The sequence below is a fragment of the Virgibacillus sp. Bac332 genome (genome assembly GCF_003667785.1).
GTDB classification, from domain to species: Bacteria; Bacillota; Bacilli; order Bacillales; family Amphibacillaceae; genus Virgibacillus; species Virgibacillus salarius.
Window position 1 is genome coordinate 1,708,294 of the sequence record NZ_CP033046.1, and the last position, 18,722, is coordinate 1,727,015.

The following is an 18,722-nucleotide window of genomic DNA, read 5'->3' on the forward strand; positions in this document are numbered from 1 at the left end:
TCGGCTCGCAAGCATACCATGATTCTTTTATCTCCGTTGACTCGCTCCAGTCCTAATCGGGCGCTTACGCTTTTGTTCAAAGATAAGAAAGTATAAAAATTTGGCTATACCAGAGTGTTTCTTACTGTGGTATTTTAAGTATATGGAAAAAAACATCTTGAAACGAATCTTTTTTGATAAACATCAACATTGGGAAGCATTTAAGAAGAAACATGGAGAGCGAATTCGTCCAATTGTCATTAAAGAGGTGGAAAAATTTCGTGACTGTGGAGATCCCAAAAATGGATTCAAACTCTATGTTTGTGAAGGATGCCATAACGTTCGACATGTCCCTTTTCGATGTAAAGGGCGTTTTTGTACAACGTGTTCTGTAGGAGAAAGTGAAGAATGGAGTCGCGTCCTTACAGAAGATATAGTACAAGTGAACCATCGGCATGTAATCTTTACGATAGATGAAAAATTACGGGCTATATTTCTATGGCATCGAGAGCTTTTGAAACCCCTTATGGATGAAGCTGCGAAGCTAATCACGGGTTATTTTCGAAAGAAGGCAAAAGTGAAACCGGGGATAATTGCCGGATTACATACATTTGGGTCAAGAGTGAATTTCAATCCCCATGTTCATATGTTAGTGACAATGGGAGGAGTTACGAAAAAAGGAGAATGGAAAGCGTACGACTATATACCGTTTACGATGCTTCGAAAGCAATGGCAGACGGTGGTGTTAAAATTCATTCGTAACCACTTGTCAAATAAGGAAAAGAAAAGAATTCAACCAAGATTACAACAGGCTTTTTCTAATAATGGGGAAGGCTTCTATGTGTATGCCCCAAAACAAAGAGGAAAGGTGAAGGACCAACTGCGTTATATTGGCCGCTATATTCGTCGACCAGCGATTGGGAACAATCGTATCGAGGAATATGATGGTCAACATGTGACATTCAAATATATGGATAAAGTAGACGGTAAAGAAAAACATGAGACCGTAACGGTAGAAGAATTTATTATTCGATTAATACGTCATATTCCTAATGAACAGTTCAAGACAATTCGTCACTATGGGGTGTATTCTAGAAGGAGTAAGAGCTTAAGCAAAAAGCTATTAGCTACATGGCAACAAGGTACAAGGAAATGGATAGTAAAAGTGAAGAAGACATTACGCCGCCAAACCTGGAGAGAGCGTATTATTTCTAGTGGTCAAAAAGATCCCCTTGTGTGCTCGCATTGCGACAATTACTATGAATACAAGGGAGAAGTGTGTCTAGAGAATGGGAAATTAGAAATAAAGATTGCATTAACAAAAGAAGCAAGGAATAATTTAGAAAGGTTGATTCACTATCGCACAGACCAACAAACGACGCAAAAAAGGGAAGAAGAAAAAAGGAACCGACCACTTACGTCCAAAGAAGACCTACGTCAACTATCATTGTTTCATGTGTCATGAAGAAGAAAAGATACCGTATAACGTAGTAGAAGAGTTTGATTTGATGGATGGCGGAGACCCAACTACGCCACCAAGATTCAGCTGTGAACAATGTGGAGGAGAAATGTATCCGGAGTATTATAAAGGAGTACAAGGACACGAATACAAACTATCGGATGTGCTCTAGCTATGGCAAACAGGAAAGGACCGGGCTGGTTTTTGCCCGGTTTTTCTTATATAAGTTAAGAAAGTATAAAATCAGTGCAATGACTGCGTTAAGCCAAGTAGTTATTTAGAAATGTTTGATGTATATTGGCAATGCTCCGACTAATTACTTCGCTTTCCGCGGGCACGGCCTCAACTAACTTTGCAAAGAAGAACACGTTGCAAAGTGGATTTTCGGCTCGCGCTAATCCCGCAGGAGTCTACGTAATTAGTCTCCGCTATGAGAAGGTGCAACAATTCTTGTCATAAGTAATAGGTTGACTTTTTTTACAATGGGTAAAGTGAAAATCGCTATCCGTGAGTATAAAAGTAGCTGTGTTACTTCATGCTAGCGTTGTAGAGCCTGATAATAGCGAAGGCCGGCTACTTCAACTCCTGTGGGAAATGTTTGACCTGAAGATCCACTTTTTTGAGCGGGTTTTGCTAAAAAAGTTAGCTGAAGGACAAACCCCACGGAAAGGGAAGTGGGCAGCCGGAGTGGTGGTCAAGCAGTAGCTATTATTCCATAATAGCTACTAGAGGAAGCGTAAATCTGAGCATTTAGTGATAAGGACTGAGCGAATTTTGCTCCGTTTTTCTTATTGCTTAGTCAAAAAACATGTAACTCCTGCATGAAGTTTCTAGATATGTTAAATACTATTCTTATTAATTAGCAAAGGAGTCGTGTTTAGATGGATCAAGATTTTCATCAAAAGGAACATCATAAATTCATTCCGATGACATCTATTACAAGTGGTGGTGGTATTCAAGTAAAAAGTGATGTTTATTACTATACAGATCAAATAGTTAATATTGGTTTTATCGGATATCCCGATAAGGGAGAATGGGTGCTTATAGATGCAGGATTACCCAATGCAGCTCCTGAGATAAAATCCGTTGTAGTTGATCGCTTTGGTAAGGGAAGTAAACCAATAGCAATCCTTTTAACACATGGGCATTTTGATCATGTAGGAGGGCTAGCAGATTTAGCAGAAGAGTGGGAGGTACCTATTTATACACATGCAAACGAACTACCTTTTTTACGTGGCGAAAAAAGTTATCCGGAACCAGACACAACAGTTGATAGTGGAATATTAGCCAAGATATCTTCGTTATATCCAAATGAGCCAATTGACTTAGGAGATGTAGTTCAGCCCTTACCTGATAATCATCAAGTTCCCTATTTAGATGGTTGGAGATGGATTCACACGCCAGGACATTCGCCTGGGCATGTATCCTATTTTCGTGAAAGTGATTCCCTTTTATTTTCTGGTGATGCATTCATTACAGTTCGTCAGGAATCTTTCTCTCGTGTATTTATGCAAACAGCAGAGGTGAGTGGTCCACCTAAGTACTTTACGACGGATTGGAAAGCTGCACAAGCATCTGTTGAGAAACTAGCAGCGCTTGATCCACAAGTTGTTATACCTGGACATGGTGTCGCTATGGAAGGTGAAAAACTAACAAAAGGATTACAAAAGCTTGTTGATTATTTTGAAGACATCGCTGTTCCAAATCAGGGAAGATATGTAGATACAGATCGCTCTTCACCTAAACATTAAGACATAGCTGCTACGAAACAAGCACAATTCTTCATTCCTTTAGAATAGCTATGCTACAATGTAAGGAGAAATGAGGTGTAGTTATGAAAATCGAAGTTTGGTCGGATTTTGTATGCCCTTTTTGTTATATTGGAAAAAGAAGACTAGAAAATGCAATGAAAACTTTTCCACATGAAAATCAAATAATACTTGAGTTTAAAAGCTATGAACTGGATCCAAATACCGAAGCAACTCCTAATAAATCAATTCATGAATATCTATCAGAAAAAAAAGGAATGTCGATAGAACAAGCGAAGCAAATGAATGAGAGTGTTGGAAAGCAAGCGGCTGAGGTTGGTTTAACCTATCATTTTGATACGATGCAACATACCAATACTTTTGACGCTCATCGTATTGCAAAATATGCGGAACAACAAGGAAAAGGTATAGAAATGGCAGAACGCTTGATGCATGCTTACTTTACAGAGTCAAAGTTAATTAGTGATTATGAAACATTAATTGCGCTTGCGATTGACGTGGGCTTGGATGAAAATGCGGTTACAACGTTGCTTAAAGTAGATGATTACGCGATTCATGTGCGCGCAGATGAGGAACAAGCCCGACAAATTGGTGTGCAGGGTGTACCCTTTTTTGTGTTTAATGAAAAGTACGCCCTTTCAGGAGCACAGCCACAGGAAGTATTTGCGGAAGTACTTGAACAAGTATGGGAAGAAGAGCAACAAGAAAGCAAATTAAAATCACTAAACCCTAAATCCTCAAAAACGACCTATTGCACAGACGAAGGCTGCGAGACAGAATAAGCCGTTCTCAAAGGATTATTGAGAAGTTCCTTCTTAATAATCCTTTTATCACATTCTCCATACTATAGCACACGAAGATTTTTAAATAAAAAATGTACTTTCCCACATATATAAGAAAGCGCTTCATTCTTTTGGCTTATTTGTGAATAAAATATAAACGAAAGCCTTTTTTTATTGACGTGAAGGGGAAATCTGTTATACTTATAGAAGAATCTAATTGATAATGAATATCATTATTAATTAGAACGATTCAAAAGTAAGAATAATTATTAATATAGGAAAGTTGGAAGAGAAGGTCAGTCTATGAAAATACGTTACTTAGTACTAGCACTTATACTACTTTCCTTTGTATCTTTATTTATTGGTGTTTCTGATATATCTCCATTAGATATATTTGGATTATCAGAGGATCAGGCAAAAGTATTAATGGTATCAAGAGTTCCAAGACTTATTAGTATATTAATAGCTGGAATGAGCATGAGCATATGTGGACTAATTATGCAACAGTTAAGTAGAAACAAATTTGTTTCACCTACAACTGCTGGTACATTAGATGCAGCAAGGCTTGGTATCCTCGTTTCCATGGTTGTATTTACAGCTGCCAATCCATTTCAAAAAATGCTTGTATCATTCGCATTTGCGCTTTTAGGTACATTTGCATTTATGAAGATACTGGAAAAGATAAAATTTAAAGATGCCATATTCATTCCGCTTATTGGACTGATGTTTGGAAATATCATTAGCTCCATGTCCACTTTCATCGCATACAAGTATGATTTAATTCAAAATATATCGTCATGGATGCAGGGCGATTTTTCTATGATTATGAGTGGAAACTACGAGTTAATGTATGTTAGCATTCCGATCCTGCTATTGGCTTTTTTTTATGCCAATAAATTTACCATTGCTGGAATGGGTGAGGACTTCTCCAAAAACTTGGGTTTAAATTATCGACAAGTAGTTAATTTAGGTCTAATTATAGTAGCATTAGTTACTGCATCCGTAGTCTTGGCGGTAGGTGTGATTCCATTCCTTGGTTTGATTATTCCGAATATCGTAACCATCTATCAAGGTGATCATTTAAAGAAGAGCTTGGTACATACAGCATTATTAGGGGCTTTATTCGTTCTTATATGTGATATTATTGGCAGAGTAATTATATATCCATATGAAATACCAATTAGCTTAACCGTTGGCGTGATAGGTAGTGGGTTATTTATCTATCTGCTGTTTAGGAGAAAAAAATATGGGATATAAAAAGAAAACACTCGTACTAGCCATAATTGCTGTTTTATTAACAATGCTCTATATCTTTTATGATCTAAGTGGAAATATTGGCTATATCCTACCAAGGCGAATTATGAAAGTAGTTGCTATATTACTTACAGGTGGTGCTATTGCTTTTGCAACAACCATCTTTATGACCATAACAAATAATCGCATCTTGACACCAAGTGTATTAGGACTGGATTCACTGTACTTACTTATCCAAACGTTAATTATTTTTACCATAGGTTCCAATTCATTAATAATGATGAATAGTAATGTTAACTACCTCGTGTCAATTGGAGGAATGGTTGTTTTCTCTTTATTACTCTACCAAGTACTTTTTAAAGGAGAAAGCAACAATATCTATTTTCTCTTGCTCGTTGGTATGATATTGGGAACGTTCTTTAGCAGTATCACTTCCTTTATGCAAGTTCTGATCGATCCAAATGAATTTATGGTAGCACAGGATCGTATGTTTGCAAGTATTAACAACGTAAATACCAATCTTGTTTATATCTCCATTGTGATATTTGTACTGCTTATTATTTATTTAATGCGGTATTATAAATATTTAGATGTATTGGGGTTAGGGAAGGATAATGCAATTAATTTAGGTGTGCCCTATAATCGTGTTGTTAAACATTTACTAATCATTGTTGCCATATTTATTTCCATGGCAACAGCACTAGTTGGACCCATGACGTTTCTTGGGTTGCTCGTCGTAAACTTAGCTTATGAGTTTTTAAAAACGTTCCGTCATTTTTACATTCTTATTGGTTCGATGCTAATTAGCATTATCGCATTACTAGGTGGTCAATTTATTGTGGAGAAAGTATTTACTTTCCAAACAACTATTAGTGTCATCATTAACTTTATTGGTGGTATTTACTTTATATATCTTTTGTTAAAGGAGAATAAATCATGGTAGACATAAAAAATGTATTTAAGTCGTATAACCAGAAGAAAGTGATTGAAGATGTTTCTTTAAACATTGAAAAAGGGACCATTACTTCTTTCATCGGACCGAATGGTGCTGGGAAAAGTACGTTGATCTCTATGGTTAGTCGTCTTATCGCAAAAGATAATGGAAATATATCCATTGATGGCAAAGACATTATGGAAACTAAAAACAATGAGCTGGCTAAGAAGATATCGATACTAAAACAATCTAATTCGATCAACTTAAAACTAACAGTTCGGGAGCTCGTATCATTTGGACGATTTCCTTACTCTCAAGGTAAGCTCAATAGCTATGATTGGGAAAAAGTGGATGAAGCCATTGATTATATGGAGCTTCGTGAGATGCAGGATAAGTTTTTAGATGAACTAAGTGGTGGTCAACGTCAACGTGCACATATTGCCATGGTAATTGCACAGGATACAGAGTACATTCTTTTGGATGAGCCATTAAATAATCTGGATATGCGCCATTCCGTTCAAATCATGAAGACACTAAGAAATTTAGTAGATGAGCTTGGGAAAACAATATTAATTGTTATTCATGATATTAATTTTGCGTCATGCTACTCAGATAATATTGTGGCTTTGAAGGATGGAAAGGTAGTAAAACAAGGTAAGGCTTGTGATGTCATTGATAAATGTGTCCTAAAAGATATTTATGATATGGACATTGATATTCAAGACATTGATGATAAACGTATATGTGTTTATTTTTAATCATCTACATGGCTTAATACCATTTGAAGTGATTCCAATATAAAAAATCCCCCCATCATGATGTTAGCGAAAACTAAGGTCATGATGAAGGAATGCTGACAATTTTAATTTTATCGTATGTTTTGGCACAGGTAAATAGGTTTAAGAAAAAAAGCTCTTGGAATGCTTTCATATAACGAGCCCGGTACAAAAGAGATTGGGCAAAAATGACACTGGAAATCTACTTTGAATGGTAAGAAGCGGTATGGTTAATATAAAAAATATTAAATTAAAAAGATTGGGGAGTTTATGATGAAGAAATTACTATTGTTACTATTCATGAGCATAATGGTCTTCGCATTGGCTGCTTGTGGTTCAGATGAAGAAAAAAGTAGTGATGAAGGGAATAGCGGAAGTAAGGAAAAGGAAACTGCTGAAACAGAAAATATAAAGATAACGCAAGAACTTGGCGATACAGAAGTACCGCAGAATCCTGAAAAAGTAGTTGTTTTTGATTATGGTGTACTTGATTCATTAGATAAATTAGGAGTAGAAGTAGCGGGTGTTGCCAAAGGTAATATCCCATCGTATTTAGAAAAATATGAAGGGGAAGAATATGAAAATATCGGAAGCTTAAAGGAACCAGATTTTGAGAAAATTGCTGAAATTGATCCGGATGTCATCTTTATCTCAGGGCGTCAGTCATCTGTATATGATCAGCTATCAGAATTAGCTCCTACTGTTTACTTAGGTGTTGATACTACTCGTTACATGGAATCATTTAAAGAAAACATGAGTACACTTGGTAAGATTTTTGATAAACAGTCTGAAGTAGAAGAAGAACTAGCAACAATCGATGAATCGATTGCAGGAATACAAGAAAAAGCAAAACAAGCTGATGAGAATGCATTAATCATTCTAGCAAATGATGATAAGATTAGCGCATATGGTCCTAGTTCACGTTTTGGTATTATTCACGATGTGTTTAATGTGCCTGCAGTAGATAAAGATATCGAAGCATCTACTCATGGTCAAAATGTTTCATTTGAATATGTAGTTGAAAAGAATCCTGATTTACTTTATGTTATTGATCGTAGTGCAGCAATTGGAGAAGAATCTTCTGCAAAGCAAATTGTGGAGAACGAACTAGTTCAAGGCACGAAAGCTTATGAAAATGATAATATCGTGTACCTTGATCCTGAATTCTGGTACTTATCTGGTGGCGGACTTGTATCTGTTCAGGGTATGGTTGATGAAATTCAAGCAAGCTTAGAAAAATAATTACAAAAAGCATGTCTTAGTAAATTGGTAGAGACAGAGACAAAAGAATGAAGAAACAATAAAAGACGAACGATAAGGTGGTTACCCCCAAAAGTTAGAGTTTATACTATGCAGCTGATTGGCTGGATTGCGTTCGGTACTCAACTGGACTCAGCCCAGCCAATTTTTCCTTTATTCGTTCATGATTATACCAGTAGATATATTCTTCAATCCGACTTTTTAATTCTTCATAGCTTACTAATTTTTCACCATAATACATTTCTTGTTTTAAAATGCCAAAGAAATTCTCCATTGGTGCATTGTCTGCACAGGTGGCTTTGCGCGACATGCTTTGGAATATTTTATTTTCTTTTAGTGTCCGCACCCACTGATTGTGTTGGTAATGCCAGCCTTGATCGGAGTGGATCGTAGTGCGGTAGATTGCCCGACTCTTCAGTATCTCTATTAATTCTTTTAAAGGGGTCATGACAAGGTTTAATGTTGGGCGTTTTTTGATGTCATACGTAATAATTTCTCCGTTATAAAGGTCAAGAATCGGATTTAAATATAACTTCTCTTCGCCTAGACATTTGAATTCCGTTATGTCTGTTACTAACTTTTGAAGTGGAATAGATGTGTTAAAACGGCGAGACAATCGGTTTTTTGCCACTTTTCCAACGTTCCCCTTATAGGAATTGTATTTACGGGATTTCCGCATAAATTTCACACATTTTAATCCCAATTCTCGCATAATGCGATACACTTTTTTATGGTTGATAACATATCCTAATTTCTTTAGTTCTCCTGTAATACGTTTATAGCCATAACGTTCATGGAACTTTTTAAATAAATCTGTAATGATTTCTTTTAATACTGTGTCCGAATCTTCTCTTCCAAAATTTTTCACATGATAGTGATAGGTTGCTTCAGGAATACCCACAATAGGAAAAATATCTTTTAATCGGAATCCTTCTTCTTTGAGTTCGAATGCCACCTTTGCCTGTGCTTTTCGTAGAAGGCATTCGGATTCTCCCGAAAAGCTTTTAGCTTTTTTAAGTAGGCATTCTCTAGCCTTAGTAGTTCATTCTCACGTTCTAACTCTTCTTCACGTGTTCTCTTTTTTGCTTTCTGCTTCTTCTGTTTCATGGGTTTTTTAGACATAGAAGGACGCCCCTTTTGTTTTAATTCCAGGCCTTCCTTACCTTGTTTGCGAAATTTTTTCATCCAGAGTTTAACAATGGACGAAGTGCTCAACTTAAATTGAACAGCAGTTTCTGTATAAGAAGCACCTGTCTCTAGCATAAATTGTATCGCATCTAATTTAAATTGAACAGAATACTCTTTCTTTGTATTTCTTCGTTTTAGTCCCGCCATACCGTGACGCTCATAGTTTTTCACCCATTCATATAGTGGTGTAGAGCTACTCATATGATATTTTTTGGCTAAGGAACGATATGAAAGATTTCCATCTATATACTCGGTAACAACCTTCACTTTAAATTCTTCACTATATTTAGCCACAAAAACACCCCCTGAAATTAGATTTTTTACTCTAACTTCAGGGGGTCGGTACCTTAGTAGAAAATAACTATCGTTCGTCTTTTGGTTAGAATCTTTCATTTAGCACCTGAAATAAGTGAGACTCCGGCGGGAACCATGCGTCCGAAGACCCACGTGGTAACGTGTTTTTCTTTACCAAGTTAGCTGAGGCCGTGCCTCATAGCCGTCAAGCTAATAAAAAAGAAGTACGGTGCAATGAAAATATAAACATATTTTTCCAGTTTAGTCCGTATTCTCTTATGGGTACTTGTTTTCTTTTTTACACTTTTACTTACGCGGCACGGAAATGTACTTTATACGCAATGTTTAAGACATCAAAAGGACTTTTATGCTGACAACGATGATCTTTCCTTCCATGCCGGTATATGTTCTGGTAAATATTATCGATGAGAGCTTTCAAAGAAGAAAGGTGATAGAGTGAATACCCCTTCGTCTCTACTATTGCGTTTCTCGCATGGTTGATACATTTGTACTCACTCCCTTCTAGTTGATACCTTTCGTAAAGGCAGTAACGGCACTGAAAAGCAATCATCGAAGAAAGAAGAATATGAATTAAAGTCCCATACAAATGACAGTAAAAGCGGTCGGTATTCATTGCCTGCACATCATCAATTTCAAATAACGATTTCCATGTTTTAAAGAGAATCTCCACTTGCCAACGCAAGGAATAGATAGGATACAAGGTTTGCTCATCCATTTCTTCTTGTGTTATATTGGTAGCAAGAATTTGGATATGATTCTTCTTGTTGGCGGATTGGGTATGCCCCCCTTTCCGTCTTCTTTCTTTTAAATAGGTATCTCTCTGTTTTTGTTGCTCTTCGGTTAATCGTTGTACGACTACACGTGCATGAAATGTATTTTTTCCCTTAACACCTAATTGAATGAACCCATAATCCTGTATCTCTCCTGGAGCTAGATGCATGGCATCTTCTTCAGGCTTTATTTGGATTCTTCGTTGCTTGTCATCCAATGTCCAATAGGTCATATTGGCAGGAACACGAGTAATATAATAGGCTCCTGCTCGATCTATTTTTTTAAAGTGATCTCCTGAGAAATAGCCGAGGTCACGCAAGATAAGGTCCTCTTCTCCTATTGTATCTGCCAATTCTTCAGCTGCATCGTGATCACTGTCTCTTGGTCCATAGAACAACGTATGCAAAAAATTCCCTTGATACAGCTCATATTCTAATTGTATTTTCACTCCATCCCAATAACTCGCGGTGTTCTTTTTTACTTGAAAGGATGTGCCATCCAAGATACGGATCCGAGAAAAAGGATAATCAGATGGAGATGGTAACGATAACATCTGTTGTTTTTCCGCTAACCGCATAAAAACTTGTTTTAAAAAAGCCACTCCTTTCTCGTCTAATCGTTGATGTAAGGCTTGTTTAGATATGGATATTTCTGATTCACGAGAAAGGGAGGCACAGAGCTGTCCTAGTCCCTCCGTACCAACTTTTTCATGTAAGAAGGCACATATACTTAAGAAATCTTCCGGCATTATCTTCTTCAATCGTTGTACAAAACCTGATTCTCGAGCAACATTGCGAAGTTCAGAAATAGATAAAATATCGTGCACACTCTTTACAAACGAGTCAAAATGATATTGCTTAGCCATACGTAATCCCTCCAAATTATTCCATTTATAATGTCAGAATAACGAATAACTTTTTGGTTTTTAAAATATCCTGCTTAACTTGACGGCTATGGGCCGTGCCTGCGGAAAGAGCGTATATTTTTACGGTGCGGCGATACTCCTATTGATAACTTGATTATTCGTATTTTGAGTAAAGAAGTTGTGTTTTGTACCAGCCTCTATTTAATTTCTTTTATATTAACTATTTACTTCATTAATTTGCTATAGTTGTGTTGAATATTTTGTAACGAAAATGGACTCGTTTGAAGATGGTAGCCTGCCTAAACATGAAGACGTTGCCTTCGCCTATCCAGAGTGAGTTAGCTGAAAGGCAGCGAGTACTAGGAGGTGTGGACTGAGATCGCTAATCATTCATGAATTCCATCGGTCACAATGGCAGGTGTAGGGCTTGCGACTTTAGTCTTGGGAATCTCAATCAATCACTCACACATAAATCGTGTCGAATGTGGCATAATTTAGGGAAAGTGCTGTTTATTGTTATACAATTGTAAATAGGGCTTTCATCCCTTGCTATTCTCATGTTTTTGCAGTAAACGGCACATTTGGCACTTGAAAAGGTTGTCCTAAATATGTTTGAATGAAAGGACATTCATTAAGAAATGAGGGGTCTAACGAATGAAAAAAATTATCATGCTAGGATTAGCACTAACCTTAGCAATCGTATTGGCAGCATGTGGAGATGACAATGCTGAAGGTGATAAAAAGAAAGATGAGCAAACGCAGGAAGAAGGTAATACATCAAAAGAGGGTCAGGAGCAGCAAGTAAAAGTGACCGATAAAGAGAAGGTAGAAGAAGGAACAGCTGTAGCTTCTGTCAACGGTGATGAAATAAAAGGTGAACGCTACAACCCGATCTATACACAATTAAAAACCCAAATGGCGCAATATGGACAGGATGTGAGCGATCTAGATAAACTAAAGGAACAAACCATAAACGTTTTGGTTGAGCAGCACTTAATTAGACAGGATGCTGCAAGCAAGGGTATTAAGGTTTCAGATAAAGAGGTTCAATCCGAATTTGATTCGTTAAAAGAAGAGAATGGTGACCAGTTAACTGCAGTTCTTGAACAATTTAATCTTACGGAAGATCAATTTAAACGGCAGTTAGAAGATGATTTAATTACTACCAAGTATATTGATTCACAGTTGGAGGTCAAAGTAACGGATAAAGAGGTTGAAGAATACTACAATCAGTTGAAAGAGCAAAATGAAGAGATTGGTAAATTAAAGGATTTGAAAGACCAAATCAAAAATCAAATTAAACAACAAAAAACGAATGAACAACTTCAAAAAAAAGTTGATAAATTAAAAAAGGATGCAAAGGTTGAAACATTAATCTAAGCAACGCTTAGTATGAAAGCACCCGATCATTTAGAAGCTGTCTAAATATCGGATGCTTTTTTCTTTTGACGTCGATTTCACTTTATCCCGCATATAACTGGCAGTAAGACTTCACATCAAGGTATTGGTAAATGGGTATAAACTATCAGTAAATGTCCGATTGGTTCAGAGGCCTTTAGGTCATACCCTTGTGGTACTAACCATCCGTGGGATAAACAAACTCCCCACGGTTTATGTCGATACTATTTCCTATGTTTACAAGCTCGTATGTCTGCTTAGCAGAGGACGTTTTTCTGCAATAAGGGTATCCAATTTTTCTAAGAATTGCTCCATCATTTGATCCGTACCTATTGAAATCCTTAAATATTGTGTAATTTCGTCTTTATTAAAATGTCTAACAAGAATACCTTCTATTTTTAGCTGTTGATAAAGGGATCGTGCTGCATAGCTAGGATGTGTAGCAAACAAAAAGTTTGTTGCTGATGGCAATACCTTAAATCCACGTTTTTTTAACTCTGCCGTCATCCAGTTGCGTGTGTGAATAATAGAATTTGTTGTTTCTTTAAAATAGGTAGTATCTTCAATAGCAGCCTCAGCTCCTGCAAGTGCTAATCGATCAATGGTGTAGGAGTTAAACGAATTCTTGATTCGCTGGAGTGCTTCAATTAGTTCTGGATTGCCAATAGCAAAGCCTACTCTTAAGCCAGCAAGCGAACGAGATTTTGACATCGTTTGTATGACGAGGAGATTTTCATATTGGTCAATGAGTGAAACTGCTGAAGCCGCAGCAAAGTCAATGTATGCTTCATCTATAATGACAACCCGATTAGGATTATTTTCTACAATAGCTTTTATAACGTCAAGTTCTGCTAGAATACTCGTAGGTGCATTAGGGTTTGGTAAAATAACACCACCATCCGAATCAAAAAAATCAACTTGATTTAGTGTGAAGTTCTTGTTTAAGGATACTTCTTGATACGGTATGTGAAAAAGATTGCAATAAACAGGGTAAAAACTATATGAAATTGCTGGGAAACGGATTTTTTTTTCGGGCAGAAAAAATGCCATGAACGAAAAAGCAAGCACTTCATCAGACCCATTTCCTATGAAAACATACTCTTTATTTAGATGATAGAAGTTGGCAATTTTCTCTCTTAAATTCTCTGCTGTTGGTGTAGGATAATGATTTAACTTGTTCTCTAATGCTCTGTAAATAGCTTCCTTTACTTTTGGTGAGGGAGGATATGGATTCTCATTTGTATTTAATTTTATAATGGTAGGGTCATTTAGCTGTTCACCGGGAACATAGGGCGTGCTCCGTTTAACTGCGTCACTCCAAAATCTATTCATTTCGTACGTCCTTTTTCTGATTATGTCTTTGTTGTAGCTCATTCGTTATATCATGGAAGGAGACATCAAGTAGCTCCATCAATACGAGCGTATGGTAAGTTAAATCAGCTATTTCCCAGGTTACCTCCTGTTTATTCTTATTTTTAGCTCCAATAATGACCTCACTAGCTTCCTCTCCAATTTTTTTTAATACCTTATCAAGCCCTTCTCGAAACAGATAGGCAGTATAGGAACCTACAACAGGAGAATGTTTACGTTTGGTTATTTGCTTCTTAAGCTGTTCAAGAACTTGATAAGGGGGAATAGACTCCTGATACAGCTCATGATGAAAGCAAGTATGCTTGCCTTTGTGGCAGGCTGGACCAAGCGGTCTTACCTGTAATAATAGCGCATCTTGATCACAATCTAAGAAAATCGCATGGACAGCTTGTTTATTTCCAGAAGTTTCCCCCTTGTTCCATAGTGTCTGCCGCTTTCTACTAAAAAACCAAGCTTCCTTTGTTTCGACTGTTTTGGAAAATGCCTCCTTATTCATATAAGCTAATGTTAATATTTTTCCATTCGTTGCATCCTGAACGATTACTGGCAGTAATCCATCGGTACCAAATGTTATAGCGTCCATTTCTATGTTCATATACGCTCACTCCTAATTTCTATACCCTTGTTGTATAAATGCTTCTTTAATTGTGGGATCGGTATATCATTATAATGGAAAACGGATGCTGCTAATGCTGCATCTGCAAGACCAGGTTTTAAAACTTCCAAAAAATCGTTAATACTCCCTGCACCTCCACTTGCTACAATTGGAATACTGACAGAAGAAGCGATTAAATGTATCAGGTTAAGGTCATAGCCTAATTGTTCACCATCTGTATGAATAGCATTGATCACGATCTCTCCTGCACCTAATGCTTCTCCTTGTTTTGCCCATTCTACTGCATCTAGCTTTGTATGTTTTCGTCCTCCGTTCAGATAGACATCCCATTTATACTGTTCCGTCTGTTTTGCATCAATCGATAATACGATACATTGTGATCCAAACTTTAATGCAGACTCCTTAATTAAACTTGGATTTGTGATGGCTGCGCTATTTAGAGAAACTTTGTCAGCACCTGCTCGTAAGACACGATGTATATCCTCGAGAGTTCTAATTCCTCCTCCAACGGTAAAGGGAATAGCAATTTCCGCAGCCACAGACTCAACAACATCAAGAAATATGTCTCTTCCTTCATTAGACGCTGTGATGTCATAAAATACAAGTTCGTCAGCACCAGCTTGATTGTATCGTTTAGCTAATTTTACTGGGTCAGCTACGTCCTGGATGTTTTTAAATTTTTTCCCTTTTACCACGCGCCCTCCAGCTACATCAAGGCAAGGAATAATCCGTTTAGCTAACATTTGTTATTGCCTCCAACCCTTGTTTTAATGTTAAGGATCCGTCGTATAGTGCTTTGCCGATAATTGCACCATGTAGTTTCATTTTGCTTAATGTGGTCACATCCTTCATTGTCGTTACTCCCCCAGAGGCAATAATATTCATTGATGTGGAAGCTTGCATAATTTGGAGTTCTGTAAAATTTGGTCCGCTTAGCATGCCATCTTTAAGAATGTCTGTGTAGATTAGCGTTTGTAAACCTAGTTGCTCCAACTCTTTTGCTAAATCTCTAGCTTTAACCTTGCTTATTTCCGTCCAGCCATTTGTTGCTACAAGTCCATTTCTAGCATCTATCGATACAATGGTTTGGGTAGGGTATTTAGAAATAGCCGCAGCTAAAAACGATTTGTCCTCAATAGCTGCTGTTCCAAGTATCACTTTTTTCATTCCTGCATTAAGGTAGTTCTCCATTGTCGCTAGGCTACGAATTCCACCACCAATCTGTACGGGAATGGAAATGGTATCGGCTATTTTTTTGACAATATCAATATTTTTTGACTGACCTGTTTTAGCTCCGTTAAGATCGACGAGATGTAAGTATTCAGCTCCTTGCGTTTCCCACTGTGAAGCCATATGTACAGGGTTATTACTGTATACTATTTCATTATTATAATTGCCTTGTGTAAGGCGGACACATCTACTGTCTTTAATATCAATTGCCGGAAATAAAATCATGAAATCATCTCCCCAAAATTTGCTAGAAGCTGAAGTCCAACGTTACCGCTTTTTTCTGGATGAAACTGCATGCCAATAATATGATCCTGCTGGACGATTGCTGGGATGGTACCACCATAAGCAGTGCTGGCAACCAGAGAATTATATGCATATTCTTTTACTGCATAGGAGTGGACATAATATACAAAAGCATTATTTGGAATGTTTTGGCATATGGAACTACTTCGCTGCATATGCAGTGTATTCCAACCAATGTGAGGAACTTTAACCGTGTAATTAATTCTACTAACTTTTCCTTTCAATAATCCGAAACCTTCCCATTCTCCATCTTCTTCACTTGTTTCATAGAATAATTGCATACCTAAACAAATACCTAATAAGGGTTTCCCTTTTGTAGTTTCATCTTTTATGGTATTGATTAAGTCTTTTTGCTTTAAGGTAGTCATGGCATCTTGGAAAGCGCCCACCCCTGGAAGTATCATGGCAGTGCTGTTGAGAATCTGTTTTTTTTCAGTGGTGACACAACATTCCAGGCCTTTTCTGTTTAATGCAAACTGAAGGCTTTTCATATTCCCAGCACCATAATCAATGATAGCAATCATCTTATACGTCCTTTCAATAGTACCGATTTTTTGTATACAATTGGATGGTATCATTCCTCTTTTAAAGACTTCCTTTTGTAGAGGGGATACCTATGATACGTTCGCTTTTTTGGCTTGCTTGATCGAGTGCTCGGCCAAAGCCTTTAAATATGGATTCAATCATGTGATGTGAATTTGTACCATAAACGTTATGAATGTGTAAGGTGACTTTGGCATTGCTGGTAAAAGCCTGAAAGAATTCTTCTACTAGCTCTGTATCGAAATCTCCAACTTTATCTTTTAGCCCCTCTACCTTATATACAAGATACGAACGTCCACTAATATCTAGAGATACAGTAGACAGCGCTTCGTCCATCGGTGTAGTTATACTACTGTAGCGCGTAATTCCTTGTTTGTCTCCGAGTGCTTGGTAAAAGGCCTTGCCAAAAGCAATACCAATATCTTCAATAGAATGATGCTGATCAACTTCTAAATCACCCTTACAGCTTACATTTAAATCAAGTAGTCCATGTCTAGACAATAAGGTGAGCATATGATCAAAAAATCCAACTCCTGTTTGAATCGAACTATAACCAGCTCCATCTATATTCAAGGTAAGAGAAATATCTGTTTCTGAAGTTGTTCGGTTAATTGTATGATTTCGCATTGCGGCCATCCTTTCGTAGGTTAATTGATTCTGCATGCGCTGTTAACTTTTCTGTCATTGCTAACTCAATTATTTCATCAGCTGTTTCTAGCAAGGCTGTTTTATCATAATGGATAATGCTTGATTTTTTTACGAAATCATAAACACCTAAAGGTGAAGAGAAAGCAGCAGTACCATTTGTAGGTAACGTATGATTCGGTCCTGCTAGATAGTCTCCTAATGCCTCTGGTGAATAATTGCCTATAAAGATGGCACCGGTATTATTAACGTATCTCAGATTTTCCATCGGTTCCTTTATCATAAGCTGTACATGTTCGGGTGCTAGATCATTCACAATTGTAAATGATTCATTCAAGTGCTTAACAAGAATAATGCGTCCATTTTGTTTTAGGGCTTGCTTGATAATGTGCTTTCTAGATAATAATTCTGTTTGTTTTTCGACTTCTAGTTGGATGGCAGCTGCAAGTGTACGATCCGCCGTGATGCATATCGGCTTTGCCGCCTCATCATGCTCTGCCTGTGATAATAGATCAGCAGCAATGTAAGGTGCTGGTGCTGATTCGTCGGCAACAATACAAATTTCGCTGGGACCAGCTATCATATCTATGGCTACATCCCCATAGACGCATTTTTTTGCACTAGCAACAAATGCATTACCAGGGCCAGTAATTTTTTGGACTTTTGGTACCGTTTCTGTTCCATAAGCGAAAGCAGCTATCGCTTGTGCTCCACCAATCTTATAGATGCTATCTACGCCTGCTTCTTTTGCAGCAACAAGAATATGTGGGTTAACCTTTCCATTGGCCTGTGGAGGGGTAGCTATATGTATCGACTCTACTCCAGCAATCTTGGCAGGAATAACATTCATTAATACAGTTGAAGGATATGCTGCCTTTCCACCAGGCACATAGATTCCAACCTTTTCAAGTGGTGTAATCTTTTGCCCTAATAAAATACCGGAATGACTATTTGTAAACCACGATTGTTGCATTTGTTTTGCATGAAATTGTTGGATGTTGTTTTTTGCTTTTGTAAGTGCACGAAGGAAAGCTGGACTAACCTGTTTATATGCGTCTTTAAACTCCTCTTTAGTAACCTGAAATTTAGGTAATAGTACATCATCCAATTCTTTTGTTAACTGTCTAATTGCTGCATCTCCAGATTGTTTAATCTGATTAATAATATCTAAAACCGTTTGATCAGTATTGTTATCTAATGTTCTCCTTTTTGCGATTTGGTTCTTCTCCGTCCAATATTGCGCACCTGTTATTTGTTTCACGTG

At 37.3% G+C, this 18,722-nt stretch carries 19 protein-coding genes and 1 pseudogene; 10 read left to right on the forward strand and 10 right to left on the reverse strand.

Annotated elements, in window-relative coordinates:
• Nucleotides 1-142: 142 nt before the first annotated feature.
• From D9782_RS08150 to D9782_RS08185, 9 genes are all read left to right on the forward strand, one after another.
• Nucleotides 143-1,444, forward strand: a complete 1,302-nt coding sequence (locus D9782_RS08150) for an IS91 family transposase (protein WP_121604459.1) — start codon at nucleotides 143-145, stop codon at nucleotides 1,442-1,444.
• Nucleotides 1,434-1,610 (forward strand): hypothetical protein, encoded by a 177-nt coding sequence (locus tag D9782_RS23325; RefSeq protein WP_205388397.1) that lies wholly within the window; start codon nucleotides 1,434-1,436, stop codon nucleotides 1,608-1,610. Before D9782_RS08150 ends, D9782_RS23325 begins: the two co-directional genes overlap by 11 nt.
• Before the next feature lie 335 nt (nucleotides 1,611-1,945).
• Nucleotides 1,946-2,143: a hypothetical protein gene (locus D9782_RS08155; protein ID WP_121604487.1), complete on the forward strand. Its 198-nt coding sequence runs from the start codon at nucleotides 1,946-1,948 to the stop codon at nucleotides 2,141-2,143.
• A 176-nt stretch (nucleotides 2,144-2,319) separates the two neighbouring features.
• Entirely contained in the window at nucleotides 2,320-3,189 is an 870-nt protein-coding gene (locus D9782_RS08160) for an MBL fold metallo-hydrolase (RefSeq protein WP_026683094.1), read from the forward strand.
• Between the two features lie 83 nt (nucleotides 3,190-3,272).
• Nucleotides 3,273-3,989 (forward strand): DsbA family oxidoreductase, encoded by a 717-nt coding sequence (locus D9782_RS08165; RefSeq protein ID WP_026683095.1) that lies wholly within the window; start codon nucleotides 3,273-3,275, stop codon nucleotides 3,987-3,989.
• A gap of 303 nt (nucleotides 3,990-4,292) precedes the next feature.
• Nucleotides 4,293-5,246, forward strand: a complete 954-nt coding sequence (locus D9782_RS08170) for an ABC transporter permease (protein WP_026683096.1) — start codon at nucleotides 4,293-4,295, stop codon at nucleotides 5,244-5,246.
• The gene (locus D9782_RS08175; RefSeq protein WP_121604488.1) at nucleotides 5,236-6,186 is read left to right on the forward strand and encodes an iron chelate uptake ABC transporter family permease subunit; all 951 of its coding nucleotides are present in this window, start codon (nucleotides 5,236-5,238) and stop codon (nucleotides 6,184-6,186) included. Before D9782_RS08170 ends, D9782_RS08175 begins: the two co-directional genes overlap by 11 nt.
• Nucleotides 6,180-6,935 (forward strand): iron ABC transporter ATP-binding protein, encoded by a 756-nt coding sequence (locus D9782_RS08180; RefSeq protein ID WP_026683098.1) that lies wholly within the window; start codon nucleotides 6,180-6,182, stop codon nucleotides 6,933-6,935. The genes D9782_RS08175 and D9782_RS08180 overlap by 7 nt, the downstream gene beginning before the upstream one ends.
• A gap of 291 nt (nucleotides 6,936-7,226) precedes the next feature.
• On the forward strand, nucleotides 7,227-8,195 hold the full coding sequence (locus tag D9782_RS08185; RefSeq protein ID WP_121604489.1) for a siderophore ABC transporter substrate-binding protein: 969 nt from the start codon (nucleotides 7,227-7,229) through the stop codon (nucleotides 8,193-8,195).
• A 106-nt stretch (nucleotides 8,196-8,301) separates the two neighbouring features.
• On the opposite strand, the pseudogene D9782_RS08190 reads toward D9782_RS08185, so the two are convergent.
• From D9782_RS08190 to D9782_RS08200, 3 genes and pseudogenes are all read right to left on the reverse strand, one after another.
• A pseudogene (locus tag D9782_RS08190) lies at nucleotides 8,302-9,174 on the reverse strand (IS3 family transposase); the annotation flags it as partial.
• A complete protein-coding gene (locus D9782_RS08195) occupies nucleotides 9,132-9,794 on the reverse strand; it encodes a helix-turn-helix domain-containing protein (protein ID WP_121604491.1) in 663 nt (220 codons plus the stop codon). The pseudogene D9782_RS08190 and the gene D9782_RS08195, both read right to left, overlap by 43 nt.
• 211 nt (nucleotides 9,795-10,005) lie before the next feature.
• Nucleotides 10,006-11,352: an IS4 family transposase gene (locus D9782_RS08200; protein WP_121604492.1), complete on the reverse strand. Its 1,347-nt coding sequence runs from the start codon at nucleotides 11,350-11,352 to the stop codon at nucleotides 10,006-10,008.
• 654 nt (nucleotides 11,353-12,006) lie between these two features.
• On the opposite strand from D9782_RS08200, the gene D9782_RS08205 reads away from it, so the two are divergent.
• Nucleotides 12,007-12,732 (forward strand): SurA N-terminal domain-containing protein, encoded by a 726-nt coding sequence (locus tag D9782_RS08205; protein ID WP_121604493.1) that lies wholly within the window; start codon nucleotides 12,007-12,009, stop codon nucleotides 12,730-12,732.
• A gap of 255 nt (nucleotides 12,733-12,987) precedes the next feature.
• Here the strand turns inward: D9782_RS08205 and hisC are convergent, their stop codons facing one another.
• The 7 genes from hisC to hisD all read right to left on the reverse strand — a co-directional run bounded on the left by hisC (nucleotide 12,988) and on the right by hisD (nucleotide 18,719).
• On the reverse strand, nucleotides 12,988-14,082 hold the full coding sequence (hisC, locus tag D9782_RS08210) for a histidinol-phosphate transaminase (protein WP_121604494.1): 1,095 nt from the start codon (nucleotides 14,080-14,082) through the stop codon (nucleotides 12,988-12,990).
• Nucleotides 14,075-14,716, reverse strand: coding sequence for a bifunctional phosphoribosyl-AMP cyclohydrolase/phosphoribosyl-ATP diphosphatase HisIE (hisIE, locus tag D9782_RS08215; RefSeq protein WP_121604495.1), 642 nt, complete (start codon nucleotides 14,714-14,716; stop codon nucleotides 14,075-14,077). Before hisIE ends, hisC begins: the two co-directional genes overlap by 8 nt.
• Nucleotides 14,713-15,480, reverse strand: coding sequence for an imidazole glycerol phosphate synthase subunit HisF (gene hisF, locus D9782_RS08220; RefSeq protein WP_121604496.1), 768 nt, complete (start codon nucleotides 15,478-15,480; stop codon nucleotides 14,713-14,715). The genes hisIE and hisF overlap by 4 nt, the downstream gene beginning before the upstream one ends.
• Entirely contained in the window at nucleotides 15,470-16,192 is a 723-nt protein-coding gene (gene hisA / locus D9782_RS08225) for a 1-(5-phosphoribosyl)-5-[(5-phosphoribosylamino)methylideneamino]imidazole-4-carboxamide isomerase (RefSeq protein ID WP_026683104.1), read from the reverse strand. The genes hisF and hisA overlap by 11 nt, the downstream gene beginning before the upstream one ends.
• Complete coding sequence (hisH, locus tag D9782_RS08230; protein WP_026683105.1) at nucleotides 16,189-16,794, reverse strand: imidazole glycerol phosphate synthase subunit HisH; 606 nt, start codon at nucleotides 16,792-16,794, stop codon at nucleotides 16,189-16,191. Before hisH ends, hisA begins: the two co-directional genes overlap by 4 nt.
• 61 nt (nucleotides 16,795-16,855) lie before the next feature.
• Nucleotides 16,856-17,440 (reverse strand): imidazoleglycerol-phosphate dehydratase HisB, encoded by a 585-nt coding sequence (hisB, locus tag D9782_RS08235; protein WP_121604497.1) that lies wholly within the window; start codon nucleotides 17,438-17,440, stop codon nucleotides 16,856-16,858.
• Nucleotides 17,421-18,719, reverse strand: a complete 1,299-nt coding sequence (gene hisD / locus D9782_RS08240; RefSeq protein ID WP_240455827.1) for a histidinol dehydrogenase — start codon at nucleotides 18,717-18,719, stop codon at nucleotides 17,421-17,423. Before hisD ends, hisB begins: the two co-directional genes overlap by 20 nt.
• Nucleotides 18,720-18,722: the final 3 nt, after the last annotated feature.

Excerpts from the sequence above, each read along its gene's own strand:
- hisF (WP_121604496.1), bottom strand. The coding sequence starts at position 15,480 with ATGTTAGCTAAACGGATTATTCCTTGCCTTGATGTAGCTGGAGGGCGC.
- D9782_RS08170 (WP_026683096.1), top strand. The coding sequence starts at position 4,293 with ATGAAAATACGTTACTTAGTACTAGCACTTATACTACTTTCCTTTGTA.
- D9782_RS08195 (WP_121604491.1), bottom strand. The coding sequence starts at position 9,794 with ATGAAAGATTCTAACCAAAAGACGAACGATAGTTATTTTCTACTAAGG.
- D9782_RS08165 (WP_026683095.1), top strand. The coding sequence starts at position 3,273 with ATGAAAATCGAAGTTTGGTCGGATTTTGTATGCCCTTTTTGTTATATT.
- hisC (WP_121604494.1), bottom strand. The coding sequence starts at position 14,082 with ATGAATAGATTTTGGAGTGACGCAGTTAAACGGAGCACGCCCTATGTT.
- D9782_RS08175 (WP_121604488.1), top strand. The coding sequence starts at position 5,236 with ATGGGATATAAAAAGAAAACACTCGTACTAGCCATAATTGCTGTTTTA.
- D9782_RS08150 (WP_121604459.1), top strand. The coding sequence starts at position 143 with ATGGAAAAAAACATCTTGAAACGAATCTTTTTTGATAAACATCAACAT.
- hisIE (WP_121604495.1), bottom strand. The coding sequence starts at position 14,716 with ATGAACATAGAAATGGACGCTATAACATTTGGTACCGATGGATTACTG.
- hisB (WP_121604497.1), bottom strand. The coding sequence starts at position 17,440 with ATGCGAAATCATACAATTAACCGAACAACTTCAGAAACAGATATTTCT.
- hisH (WP_026683105.1), bottom strand. The coding sequence starts at position 16,794 with ATGATTGCTATCATTGATTATGGTGCTGGGAATATGAAAAGCCTTCAG.
- D9782_RS08200 (WP_121604492.1), bottom strand. The coding sequence starts at position 11,352 with ATGGCTAAGCAATATCATTTTGACTCGTTTGTAAAGAGTGTGCACGAT.
- hisA (WP_026683104.1), bottom strand. The coding sequence starts at position 16,192 with ATGATTTTATTTCCGGCAATTGATATTAAAGACAGTAGATGTGTCCGC.
- D9782_RS23325 (WP_205388397.1), top strand. The coding sequence starts at position 1,434 with ATGTGTCATGAAGAAGAAAAGATACCGTATAACGTAGTAGAAGAGTTT.
- D9782_RS08185 (WP_121604489.1), top strand. The coding sequence starts at position 7,227 with ATGAAGAAATTACTATTGTTACTATTCATGAGCATAATGGTCTTCGCA.
- D9782_RS08180 (WP_026683098.1), top strand. The coding sequence starts at position 6,180 with ATGGTAGACATAAAAAATGTATTTAAGTCGTATAACCAGAAGAAAGTG.
- D9782_RS08160 (WP_026683094.1), top strand. The coding sequence starts at position 2,320 with ATGGATCAAGATTTTCATCAAAAGGAACATCATAAATTCATTCCGATG.
- D9782_RS08205 (WP_121604493.1), top strand. The coding sequence starts at position 12,007 with ATGAAAAAAATTATCATGCTAGGATTAGCACTAACCTTAGCAATCGTA.